Raw genomic sequence first — 11,889 nt, forward strand, 5'->3', positions numbered from 1 at the left:
GGGTTACTGAATGTTTCGACAGCTTTATTCGGCGCTGACCGCCGACAACACACTGGATCAGGCCTTCTCGGAGCTCACCGAGATGCTGGACCACGCGTCGTGGATGTTCATCCGCGCCAATAACGTGCTGCACAACTCCGTGCCGGCACGGGATGTGCGCGACAGCATCTACGCCCGGGACCGAGCGATCAACGAGCTGGAACGCTCCATCCGGCGCAAGGTGCTGCGGCACTTGACGGTCAACCCCGGCTACGATGTCGCGGTCAGCCTGGCGCTGATGAGCGTCGCCAAGGATGCGGAGCGCATCGGCGACTACTGCAAGAACGTGTTCGAGGTCGGGCAGTTCTACACCCAGGGCTTCCATGTCCCCAAGTACCAGGAGCCGCTGGACCATGTCGCCGAGGAGACGGTGGAGATGTTCCGCATGGTCTCCGACGCCTGCCGCAAGTCCGACGAGGCCAAGGCGGAGGCGGCGCTCAGCAAGGTCCGCGACATTCGGCATCAGTGCGACAAGGTGATCCAGGAGCTGTTCGCCGACGAGAACGAGATCGAATTCCACGAAGCCGTGGCCTACTCCCTGCTCGCGCGCCATTACAAGCGCGTCGCCGCGCACCTGGCCAATATCGCCACCGCCGTCCTCGGGCAGGTGGAGGATCTGGACTTCTACACGGAAGACTGACTCGTGCATCGCGGCCATGCCGGCGTGATAAACGCCGCCATGGCCGCCGATTGATACGACCCATCGGATTTGCCTGGCGCATAAGTTCTGTATAACTTATCGTGCGCAAGACGTGCTGCGGCAGGGCCTCCCGCCCCTGGATGCCGTTCCACCCCGTGACCAACACTCGTCCGTATCCGGCCGCTAGCGCCGGATCAGCCACTACGGAGACGCCCATGCGCTATACCGCCAAAGAGGGGTTCCGCCACGATGATACGCCGCGTCTCGGCGTGCTGATCGCCAACCTCGGGACACCGGACGCCCCCACGACGCCCGCATTGCGCAAGTACCTGGCGCAGTTCCTGGCAGACCCGCGGGTCATCGAGCTCCCACGTATCGTCTGGCGCGCCATCCTGCACGGCATCGTCCTGCGGACGCGGCCGAAGAAATCCGCCGCGGCCTACCGTGAAGTCTGGAGCGAAGACGGCTCCCCCCTGCTGGTGACCGGGCTGGCACAGACCCGGGGCATCGGCGAGCGGCTCGCCGAGCGACTGGAAGGTCCCGTGGCGGTGGAGCTGGCCATGCGCTACGGCAGCCCGTCCATGGCCGAAGGGCTGCAGAAACTGCGCGACCAGGGGGCCGAACGGCTGGTGGTCCTGCCCATGTACCCGCAGTACTCCGGCAGCACCACCGCGTCCACGTTCGATGCTCTCGCCGACGAGCTCAAACAGTGGCGGTGGATTCCCGAATTGCGTTTCATCGGCCAGTATCACGACGACGAACGCTACATCCGCTGCCTGGCAGACAGCATCCGCGAACACTGGCAGGCGCACGGGCGTGGCGAGAAACTGCTGTTCTCCTTCCACGGCACCCCCAAGCGCTACCTCCTGAACGGCGACCCCTACCACTGCCAGTGCCTGAAGACGGCGCGGCTGGTTGCCGAGGAGCTGGAGCTCACCCGTGACGACTGGATGGTGTCGTTCCAGTCACGGTTCGGCAACGAGGAGTGGCTGAAGCCGTATACCGACGAGACGATCACCGAATTCGCCCGCTCCGGCATGAAGACGCTGGACGTGATCTGCCCCGGTTTCTCCGCGGACTGCCTCGAGACGCTGGAGGAGATCGAGGGGGAGAATGCCGAGTACTTCGAGGAGAACGGCGGCGAGTCACTGCGCTACATCCGCTGTCTCAACGATCGCAGCGACCACCTGGACATGCTCACGGACCTGCTGCTGGAGCATGTCCAGGGGTGGCCGGAGGCTGGCGGCCCGCCCCGCGGCCTGCGTGATCAGCAGGCCACCCGCGATCGCGCCCTGGCCCTGGGAGCGGAGAACTGATGCGCCGCTGGCTCGGCGGCCTGCTGATGGTGCTGCTGCCGGCACTTGCCGCCGCCGGATCCATTGAACCAAGCGACGCGTCGCCCACCCGTGACGACACGCCGGTGCTGACCCTTATCCAGAACGGTGAACGCACCACCCTGTCCCTGGCGGATATCGAATCCGTCGGGTTGTACGAAGCGGACATCACCCACTTCGAGGGGCTGGATGGCGTCTTCACCGGGGTTAAACTGCAGGCGTTCGCGGACGCATACGGGCTGAACGATGCGCGTCGCATACGCTTCATCGCCGCGGACGACTACACCATCTTCCTGGAACCGCAGGCGTTGACCGAGCGGGAGTTCCTGCTGGTCACCCGCTTCGAAGGCGAGCCCGTGCCCAGAGACATGCTCGGACCGTTGATGCTGATCGTGCCGGAGGAGGAACAGGCAGTCCTCGCCGGGGAGACGGCCATGACCGACTGGATGTGGGCGATTACCGAGATCCGTGCGCGATGAACCCGCGCCGCCGGCTGCGCTATACGCTGGCGGCGGCGTTTGCGCTGCTGGTAACGGCGCTGGGGACGGCCTCGTGGCTGTTTGTGGACAACGCCGGCCGGTACATCGGGGCCGACTACACCGCCTTCGCCAGCAACCTGGTTCGTGGCCAGCATGAGACCAGCCTGCTGCGCTACCAGACCGAAACGCTGCTGGCACACCCCCGCCCGGAGCACCGGGAACAGCTGCTGAGCACGCTCGCCGTCATCCGCAGTCGCGAGCACACCACCCGTCACGGCCTGGAGCAGCGGGAACTGGACCCGGACGCCTACGGGCCGGTCGTGGCCGAGTTCGACGACGTGAACGCGCGCCTGCCCCGCCTGGAGTCGCTGGTGGACAGGGCCGTGGATCACCCCGAGGTGCACGAGGAGCTGGACATGCTCGCCATGGAAGTGGAGGACACCCTGGCGTTCATCTACAGCCAGCTGCACCAGATCAACCATGCCGCGGCCGCCGAGCAGCGGCGGATGACCCGCTGGCTCTCCATCGCCGTCGTCACCCTTGGGGTGCTGGTCCTGGCCATCATCGGCGTCCTGCTCTGGACCATCGACAAGGTCGTGGGCCAGAAGACGGCGTTGGAGCGCCTGACCGTCACCGACTCGCTGACCGGTCTGCCGAACCGGCGTGCCATGGTGCAGCGCATGGAGCAGACCCTGTCCCTGGCGCAACGCAACGGGCGGCCGGTCAGCCTCGCCCTGATCGACGCCGACCACTTCAAGACCATCAACGACCAGGATGGCCACCCGGTTGGCGATGCCGTGCTACGCGCCCTGGCGCAGCACCTGGGTCAGCAGGTGCGGCAGACCGACCTGCTGGCGCGCATCGGCGGCGAGGAGTTCGGGCTACTGATGCCGGAAACGGACGAGCACGGGGCACACGAGCTGTGCGAACGGCTGCGGGACTCCGTCGAGAGCCTGCCGCTGCCGGTGATCCGGTCCGGCCCCACGCTCACCGTCAGCATCGGTGTGGCCACAGGCCACCCGGACCGGGGCATCAACTTCAACACCCTGTACCTCAAGGCGGACCAGGCGCTCTATGCCGCCAAGCACGCAGGCCGCAACCGCGTCGTCAGCCAGCCCTGAGGAACCGCAGAATGCCGCCCAGGGCAATGAAGACCCCGACGAACAGCGCCGCGTAGGCCAGCAGCGAGCGCAGCAGGCCCACCTCCAGTGCTCCAGCCACCATGGCCAGAAGTGCGGCCAGGGATGCCAGCGCGATCAGCGTCCCCGCCAACAGCCATGCAGCGGCACGCCACACTAGCGGTGCAGCCAGCAGGCGGACTGGTGTCCCGGGCGTGGCTCGAACACGGGCGGGTCATCCACGTTGCAGGTGCCCGCCATGGCCTGCGGACAGCGCGGATGGAACCGACACCCCGGCGGCGGGTGCAACAGGCTCGGCGGCTCGCCCAGGGGCACGTCGCGCTGGTGCTGCGCATTGGCCGCATCCACATCGGCAATGGCCGCGAGCAGGGCCTGTGTGTAGGGGTGCTGCGGGTGATCCAGCAGCGCGTTGACCGGCGCCTGCTCCACCACCCGGCCGGCGTACATGACGAAGATCCGGTCGGCGTAGTGGCGCACGGTGGACAGGTCGTGGGTAATGAAGGCGAGGGTCAGCTCCCGCTCGGTCTGGATCCGGCGCAACAGGTTGAGGATCTCCACCCGCACCGAGGCGTCCAGCATGGACACCGGCTCGTCGGCGATGATCAGGGACGGCTCCAGCACCAGCGCCCGGGCGATGACCACGCGCTGCTGCTGACCGCCGCTCAGCATGTGCGGGAACTTCTCCAGCACGGTCTCGGCCGGCCCCAGGCGCACCTCGTCCAGCACCTGCCGGATGCGCCGCTCCTGCTCCTGGCGATCGGTGACACCGTGGATCCGCAACGGCTCCGCGAGGATGCGACGGACATCCATGAACGGCGGCAGGGCGCCGTAGGGGTCCTGCTGCACGTAACCCACGCTGGCGCGGTACCACTGCATGTCCTTCCCCGCCAGTGCACTCAGGTGATGGCCGTCGAAGACCACGTCGCCGTGGGTGGGCCGGTACAACCCCAGCAGGGTGCGCGCCAGGGAGCTCTTGCCGCAGCCGGATTCGCCCACGAACGCCACCGATTCGCCGCGTTCGAGATCGAAACTGACGCCATCCACGGCGCGCACGGAGCCGACCCGAAGAAACCCCCACTGCCGCAGCTCGAACCACGTGTGCAGGTCCCGCACCGACAACAGCGGCGCGGCCTGCGCTGCGGCGCCCGCCGCACTCGGGTTGGCACTCATGCGTCACCTCCACTCCGGGCATCCGGCGCGTGCAGCCAGCAGCGGACCTGCCGGCGGGCCGAGACCCGGAACGGCTCCGGCTCCCGATCGCAGCGCCCGAAACGCGACGGACACCGGTCCGCGAAACGGCAGCCACCGGGGACGTCGATGAGGTCCGGCGGCTGTCCGGGAATATGCGCCGGCTCTTCCTCCTGACGCAGCCGCGGCACGCTGGCCATGAGCATCTGCGAATAGGGGTGGGCCGGCTCGTGAAAGAACTCATTGGCATCGGCCACTTCCACGATCTGACCGGCGTACATCAGGGCAACGCGGTCGGCGATCTCGCTGGAGGTGGCCACATCGTGGGTGATCAGCATGAAGCTGGTGCCCTGCTCCTGCTTGATGCGCTTGAGCACGTTCATGATGCTGGCCTGGGTCAGCACGTCCAGGGCCGACGTGGGCTCATCGAGGATCACCAGCTCGGGCTCGGTCACCAGCGCCATGGCCAGCACCACGCGCTGTCGCATGCCGCCGGAGAGCTCAAAGGGGTAGCGCTGCAGAAAGTCGGTGGACACGCCCACCAGCTCGAAGGTCTTTGCCACCCGTTCCATGGCCCGCTGCCGCGACCACCCCAGGTGCACGCGCAAGGGCTCCGCCACCTGCTCGCCCACCCGCACGACGGGGTTGAGGGCGTTCATGGCCGCCTGCATGACCATGGCGATGCGGGTCCACTGGACGTCGCGCCGGAACGCCTCCTCACCCAGGGCCATGATATCCGTTTCACCCAGCATGATACGGCCGGAGAAGCGATGCACGTTACGCGGCAGCACCCGCAGCAACGCCTTGGCCAGGGAGCTCTTGCCGCAACCCGACTCCCCCAGCACCACCAGCGCCTCATTGGCGCGGATATCGAAGTGCACGCCGTCCACCGCCCGGGCGATGCCGCGGCGGGTCTGGTAGTGGAGCTGCAGGTCTTCGACGCTGAGCAGTGTCTTCGCCACCATGATTACTGCGTCCTCAGCCGCGGATTGAACACCCGGTCCAGGGCGAAGCCGAGCATGGCAAAGCCGAGACCGGTGAGCATGAGCAACAGCGCCGGTGATACCACCCAGTAGTAGAAGCCGTTGTAGAGCGCACTCTGCACCTGGGCGTCATTCAGCACCTTGCCCCAGGTGGGCAGCACCGGATCACCCAGCCCCAGCACCGCCAGCGAGGCCTCCAGGAACACGTAGGTGGGGATCAGCGTGACGAACGTCGGGATCAGCACCGGCAGGATCCGTGGAATCATGTAGCGCAGGATGATGCGCGTGTTGCTGGCGCCGTAGGCCCGCGCCGCCTCGATGTACGGCGCCTGCCGGATCGGCAGCAGCATGGCGCGGTACATCTTGATGCCGGCACTGAAGATGCCCAGGGCGATCACCACCCCGAGCATCAGCCAGATACTGGTGGAGTACAGCGTCCCCACCATGACCAGTATGGGCAGCAGCGGCAGGATGATGTTCACCTCGGTCAGCCGCTGGATGGTGGCGTCCACCAGCCCGCCGAACCAAACGCCCGCCGCGGCGATCACCAGGGTGGTGACGGTGGTCCCCACCGCGGCCAGCAGCCCGAACGCCAGGGCCACCGGCGTGCCCCAGAGAAGCGCCACCATGAGATCCCGTCGCTGGTGATCCGTGCCGGCGATGCCGTGCACCCGCCCGTAGACGGCCAGCTCCGCGTCCAGCGTCGCATCGTCGCCGAAGAGCATGGCGTCCACCACCAGCTCGTAACGACCCGACACCGGCTCCGGCGCGTCACCCGGATCGGCACCGGCAAACAGCCCGATGTGGGGTGGATGGCCCAGGCGCCCCTCCAGGGAGCGGTCCTGGGAGATGGACACGCGGTCGTCTCTGGCGATGCGCTGGGTCCCGAGCGGGATGATGTCGCCGTCCGGAGTTCGCCAGCTCAGGCGCACGAACCCCTGCCGGTCGGCCCCGCGCGACTGCAGGAACAGATTGATCTCGCTGGGAAAGTCGTCGTAGGGAAAATCGAAACCCATGGGGATGCGCAGTTGCCGCCCGCCGTCGAACGTCTGCTGCTGGACGTCGACATCGTCGCTGTCGACGGTAATGGTCTCGGGCTTGTTACCACCGAACAGCCGGTCCGCCCAGACGGGCCCGGCGTTGACGGGGTGCATCTGCCACTCTTCGCCACCTCGCCACTGCTCCAGCGCCTGGGAGTAGGGGATGACGATGACGGTGTACACGGACAGGCCGATCAGGAACGCGATCAGCGCCATGCCGCCGATGGCGGACGGGTACTCCCGCAGCTCGCGCAGGCCGCTCAACCAGCGATTCATCGGTTATCCCCCTCAATACCCACCCGCACGCGCGGGTCGAGAATGGCGTAGAGGATATCCAGCAGGAACACGGTCAGCGCCAGCAGGTAGGCGAAGATCACCACCGACCCGATGATCACCGGGGTATCCCGGTAGCCGATGGCCTGGAACAGCAGGGTGCCCAGGCCGGGCCAGTTGAACACCTGCTCCAGGATGATGGCGCCGCTCCAGAGCCCGATCAGCATCAGGGCAAAGCTCGTGACGATGGGTGACAGCGTCGGCCGCAGGATGTAGCGCCGTTCGATCAGCGACGACGGCAATCCCTTGGCCCGCGCCATCTCCACGTAATCCTCGCTGGAGTGGATGAGGAAGAAGGTTCGCCAGGAGTAGATGGAGATGAAGATCGACGAGATGAACATGGCGGTCACCGGCAGCACCATGTGGCGCATGACACTGAGCGCATAGGCCCAGCTGTCCTCCGGCGGGGGAATGTCCACCATGCCGCCGGGCGGCAGTACAGGCACCAGAAAGGCGAAAATCAGGATCAGGAAGATGCCGTAGAACCATCCGGGCGCCGCGGAGCTCGGGGCCAGGGCAATCACGGACCGGTCCGTGGGGCTGCCGTAGCGTCGCGACAGCCACAGGGCCGCCCAGACGGAGACGAAGAACACCAGCAGGTTGGCGGTGCCGAACAACAGCAACGTTGCCGGTAATCGCTCGACGATGATCTGGTAGACATCCCGCGAGCCGCTGTCACTGTGCATTTCCTCGGCTCGGCCCAGATCCAGCTGCATGCCCTGGAGGAGGTAATCGATGCTGCGGACCATGAACGGCTCATCCAGGCGCCGCCGCTCCACCTCCAGCTGCACCTGGCGTTCAATGAGCTCGTTGCGCTCCTCCGACGGCATGTCGAAGAACGACGGGTCGGCGCGCACCTGTTCGGAGACGGTGGCGCGGATCTGGAGCATGCGCAGGTCATCCACCTGACCACCCATGTTGGCGATCAGGATGGTGAGGTAGACCCCCACCAGGACCGTGAGAACCAGTGCGATCAGCCGCTTGCCGGTGAAGGTGGCGATGCGGCGCAGATCCCGTAACCAGCCGGTGCGGGCCGGCGTTGCGGCAGGCAGCGCGCTCACAGGTCATCCTCCAGCAGTTGCGTGCCCGCCGGCACCGTCGCAAAGGCGTGGGAGGCGAAGGCCGGCAGGGCGACGTCCCGGGAGGTGATGGCCACCTCGAGGCTGTTGGCACCGAAGCCGAGCTCGGCCAGTTCCTCGCGGCTCAGGTCAACATGCCAGCCGCCGTCATCGCCGCGCTCGGCCTCGCCGCGATGCCGCAGCTGCCCGTCACCATCGAACAGCAGATACTGCACCTGCTCGATCGCCTCCGCCTCGTACGGCTCACCATCGTAGGTGATGTGCACCGGGAAACGCACGCTGTCGTCGTCCGGCGTGACCGTCATGGGGCCATCCATGACCACCTCGGGGATGCGCGGCCGGGTGAAACGCAGCCACTTGTCCGCGCGATCCGGAAAATCCTCGTACCGGCGCAGCACCACGGTGCGTTCCACGGGGTAGACCGCGTGCAGGTAGAAGGGACCATCCCCCACCCAGAAATGGTTGCGCTCCGCGTACCAGTCCGCCAGGGCGGCGTAACGGGCCTCCGGCTCGCCGTCGCGCAAGTGCTCGGTCAGGACATTGGCGTACGGCACGAAACCGACCTCGCTGGCGGTCTCCAGGCCCCGCCGCAAGACCCCGAGACTCGGTCCGGCGATCAGGCTCATCCAGTCCACTTCCATGCGGTCAGCCTTGTTCGACGAGAACGCCAGCTCGCCGCTGCGCTCCGCGAGAATGCCAAGCGCCAGGGTATGCCACGGCTGGGCGGACGGCGTGCGCTGGGCGACGATGGACTCGGCATCCGGGAAGATCTGGTCGCTGTAGATCTCGATCTCCAACGGATCCGTCGCAACGATGCGCCAGCCGCGGAAGTGGCGCTGGAACACCTCGAACGACGGCATGTGGCTGGGATCGAACAGGCTGCTGGCCTCATCCGCACGGGCAAAGTTGAGGACCCAGGGCAGCACCACATCGGCCATGGACACCTGGGTGCCGTCGTGCCAGCGGCGCTCCAGGTAGTCGTCCTCGTAGACCACCCGCGTCCGGGTACGCGCCGTTACCCCGTCCTCGTGCTTCTCGCCCACGGTAATGAAGCGGCTGGCTTCGCCGTCCCAGTCGATCAGGGCATCGTCCGGCACCTGGATCTCCTCGGCAAACTCCAGGCTCAGCCAGTCGTGGGTCCGCTCCACCGGCACGCCCTCCTGCACGGTGACCTCCGCCGAGGCGATGCGCTGGGGCCAGTACAGGCCGGTGAAGGGATCGGGCAGCAGGGGACTGTCGCCGAGGGCCCGGATGATCATGGTGTCGAACAGCCAGTTACTGCCGGCCACCGGGTTCCACGGCTCGGTCAGCAGGCTGGGCGCAGCGAACACCGCGCGACCGCCGATGCGGTCACGGAAGCGCAACGTGTAGGGCCACAGTCGCGAGCCGGCGATCCCGCCCGCCAGGTCGGCCGCCAGTTCCACATTCTCGGCGCGCGGGATGGCGTTGACCTGGTCCACCAGCCAGATGCGCGCGGAATCACGCATGGCGAGCTCCATGCCCCGGGCCATCAGCTCACGCCGCTCCTCGCTGGAGCCGTAGTCCCGGCGCTGCAGGCGTTCCGCGATCTCGTCCAGCTCCGGGTCGGGGTCATACGCCTGCCAGAGTGGCTCCGGGCGCCCGCGGGGTGTGTAGTAGAAGCTGAGGTTGTCGGAGACATCGCGACTGATGACCGGGGATACCCAGCTCCCGGTGTAGGCGTGCCAGCGGCCCGCGGCCGGATCGCCACCGATCCAGATCCGCGACGCCTCTTCGGCCGTGCGGTACTGCCGCTCGACCCGGAACCCCTCGTCCTCGAGCAGGTTGGCCACGTAATCACCCACCCGTGTGCGGGCATCCTCCGAGCGGATCAGCACGATCAGCCGGACGGGACGGCCGTCGTACATCCAGCGGCCGCGCTCCAGCGTTGCGCCCAGTGCCTCCATCTCCTCGCGGATGACCTCGCGTGCACGCTCCGGATCGTAGCCGTACTCCAGTTCCAGCGCGCGCGCGGTGTCAGCGAGACGGGCGTAATCGGGAAAGGCGGTATTGATGGGCAGGGTACGGGGGACGGCAAGCCCGCCGTAGATCTCCTCGGCAATGTGGCGGCGGTTGATCAGCCAGTTCATGGCCTCGCGGATTTCGCGCACCGCGAACGGGTTCAGCTCGCCGGTGTCCAGCTCCGGGCCGGCGGGATTGAGGGTCAGCTCGCCGGAGGTGCCGTAGGCTTGCTCGTAATCGGCGCGCGACGAGTCGCGCAGCCGATTGAACACGGTGTTGTTGGTCACCCCCTGGGCGAAGACGTGGTGGGAGCCACCCTCGATCAGGCCGGCGACCTTGCCCACATCGGACTCCTGGCTGAACACCACTTCGTCCACCAGCGCGCCGCGGCGGTCTCCCGGATCACCGTCGGATTCCCCCGACACGTCTCCTGCCGGCGGGTCCGACGGTGAGCCGCCGCCGAAACGGAACGCGAGGATGACGACAAGCAGGCCGGCGGCAAGCAGGAACAGCAGTTTTCGCATGAAGAACGTCTACCCGTAACGGTGGGTGATGGGGATCCCGCTCGTCAGTTCCGTCAACAGGCTGCCACATTCCTCGCCCCGGGCACACCGTTCGCCGGGGAGGAATTGCGCACGAACCGGAGGACGATGGTATTCTTGTGCACATGAGTACCAGAAGCCACCATTTTCCGTTGGCACGCGAGCAGGTGAAACCGATGCTCGAGCGGTTCGGTATCCAGCCGACCCAGCAGCGCATCGATATCGCCCACATGCTCTTCCAGCGCCCGCAGCACCTGTCCGCGGACCAGGTGCTGGCGCAGGTGAACGCGACCTACGGACACGTCTCCAAGGCAACGGTCTACAACACGCTGGGCCTGTTCGTCCGGCACGGGCTGATCAACGAAGTGCTGATCGAGCCCGACCGGACGCTCTACGATTCGAACACGGCGGATCATCACCACGTGTACAACATGGACACCGGTGAGCTGTCCGATATCCCTGCGGGCCGCCTGGCGATCCAGGGTGATCTCGGGCTGCCGGAGGGCACGGAAGTCGAGGGCATGGAGGTGGTGGTCCGTGTGCGCAGCCGCGCCGCTCAGTCAGCCGACCGCTGACTGCCGCTACCCCCTCGTCAACAACGCCAAGATGGTCTAGACTGAGTCTAAGTCGCATTCCTGAAGCGGCAGGTTTCAGCCGGAGTCTGAATCATGGAATACCCCCAACTGAAAAAAGCGGGCCTGAAGACGACGCTGCCCCGGGTCAAGGTGCTGGAGCTGCTGCAGTCCCTGCAGCAGCAGGATGGCCAGCACCACCTGACTGCCGAGGAGGTCTACCGGCGCCTGTCCGATGCGGGCTCCGATTTCAGCCTGGCAACGGTCTACCGGGTGCTGTCCCATTTCGAGAGCGCCGGCATCGTTCTGCGGCACCACTTCGAGGGCGGGCAGGCCCGCTTCGAGCTGGCCGATGGCGGCCACCACGACCACATCGTGTGCGTGAACTGCGGCAAGGTGGAAGAGTTCGTGGACGACGTCATCGAGAACCGCCAGAAGAGCATCGCCCAGCAGCGGCAGTTCGACCTCCGCGAATACAGCCTGGTGCTGTACGCCAACTGCCTGCGCGAGTGCGACCGGCAGGACGAGACCGCCGACTGAT

General features: G+C 66.6%; 12 protein-coding genes. 6 read left to right on the forward strand and 6 right to left on the reverse strand.

All coding sequences use genetic code 11. The features are described from left to right. Positions 1-10 precede the first annotated feature (10 nt). The 4 genes from BMZ02_RS16040 to BMZ02_RS16055 all read left to right on the forward strand — a co-directional run bounded on the left by BMZ02_RS16040 (position 11) and on the right by BMZ02_RS16055 (position 3,613). Complete coding sequence (locus BMZ02_RS16040; RefSeq protein ID WP_091645707.1) at positions 11-679, forward strand: phosphate signaling complex PhoU family protein; 669 nt, start codon at positions 11-13, stop codon at positions 677-679. Between the two features lie 215 nt (positions 680-894). Further along, positions 895-1,995, forward strand: a complete 1,101-nt coding sequence (gene hemH / locus BMZ02_RS16045) for a ferrochelatase (protein ID WP_091645709.1) — start codon at positions 895-897, stop codon at positions 1,993-1,995. After that, positions 1,995-2,492 carry a molybdopterin-dependent oxidoreductase gene (locus BMZ02_RS16050; RefSeq protein WP_091645711.1) on the forward strand — a complete coding sequence of 166 codons (498 nt, stop codon included), beginning with the start codon at positions 1,995-1,997 and terminating at the stop codon, positions 2,490-2,492. Before hemH ends, BMZ02_RS16050 begins: the two co-directional genes overlap by 1 nt. Further along, complete coding sequence (locus BMZ02_RS16055) at positions 2,489-3,613, forward strand: GGDEF domain-containing protein (RefSeq protein ID WP_091645713.1); 1,125 nt, start codon at positions 2,489-2,491, stop codon at positions 3,611-3,613. Before BMZ02_RS16050 ends, BMZ02_RS16055 begins: the two co-directional genes overlap by 4 nt. Here the strand turns inward: BMZ02_RS16055 and BMZ02_RS16060 are convergent. Genes BMZ02_RS16060 through BMZ02_RS16085 form a run of 6 tightly spaced genes read right to left on the reverse strand, consistent with a single transcriptional unit; the run spans position 3,600 to position 10,758 of the window. Next, positions 3,600-3,788: a hypothetical protein gene (locus BMZ02_RS16060; protein ID WP_091645716.1), complete on the reverse strand. Its 189-nt coding sequence runs from the start codon at positions 3,786-3,788 to the stop codon at positions 3,600-3,602. The two genes, BMZ02_RS16055 and BMZ02_RS16060, sit on opposite strands and share 14 nt — an antisense overlap. Beyond that, entirely contained in the window at positions 3,788-4,801 is a 1,014-nt protein-coding gene (locus tag BMZ02_RS16065; RefSeq protein WP_091645717.1) for an ABC transporter ATP-binding protein, read from the reverse strand. Before BMZ02_RS16065 ends, BMZ02_RS16060 begins: the two co-directional genes overlap by 1 nt. Continuing rightward, a complete protein-coding gene (locus BMZ02_RS16070; RefSeq protein WP_091645719.1) occupies positions 4,798-5,784 on the reverse strand; it encodes an ABC transporter ATP-binding protein in 987 nt (328 codons plus the stop codon). The genes BMZ02_RS16065 and BMZ02_RS16070 overlap by 4 nt, the downstream gene beginning before the upstream one ends. 2 nt (positions 5,785-5,786) lie before the next feature. Continuing rightward, positions 5,787-7,118 (reverse strand): ABC transporter permease, encoded by a 1,332-nt coding sequence (locus BMZ02_RS16075; RefSeq protein ID WP_091645721.1) that lies wholly within the window; start codon positions 7,116-7,118, stop codon positions 5,787-5,789. Continuing rightward, complete coding sequence (locus BMZ02_RS16080; RefSeq protein ID WP_091645795.1) at positions 7,115-8,227, reverse strand: ABC transporter permease; 1,113 nt, start codon at positions 8,225-8,227, stop codon at positions 7,115-7,117. The genes BMZ02_RS16075 and BMZ02_RS16080 overlap by 4 nt, the downstream gene beginning before the upstream one ends. A 5-nt stretch (positions 8,228-8,232) precedes the next feature. Further along, positions 8,233-10,758, reverse strand: coding sequence for an ABC transporter substrate-binding protein (locus BMZ02_RS16085; protein WP_091645722.1), 2,526 nt, complete (start codon positions 10,756-10,758; stop codon positions 8,233-8,235). 143 nt (positions 10,759-10,901) lie between these two features. On the opposite strand from BMZ02_RS16085, the gene BMZ02_RS16090 reads away from it, so the two are divergent. After that, positions 10,902-11,351, forward strand: coding sequence for a Fur family transcriptional regulator (locus BMZ02_RS16090; RefSeq protein WP_091645724.1), 450 nt, complete (start codon positions 10,902-10,904; stop codon positions 11,349-11,351). Positions 11,352-11,444: 93 nt separating this feature from the next. Then, positions 11,445-11,888 (forward strand): ferric iron uptake transcriptional regulator, encoded by a 444-nt coding sequence (fur, locus tag BMZ02_RS16095; RefSeq protein WP_091645726.1) that lies wholly within the window; start codon positions 11,445-11,447, stop codon positions 11,886-11,888. The last annotated feature ends 1 nt before the right edge of the window (position 11,889 follow it).

Origin of the sequence: Aquisalimonas asiatica, from assembly GCF_900110585.1 — a bacterium.
In the GTDB taxonomy this organism is placed as follows: Bacteria; Pseudomonadota; Gammaproteobacteria; order Nitrococcales; family Aquisalimonadaceae; genus Aquisalimonas; species Aquisalimonas asiatica.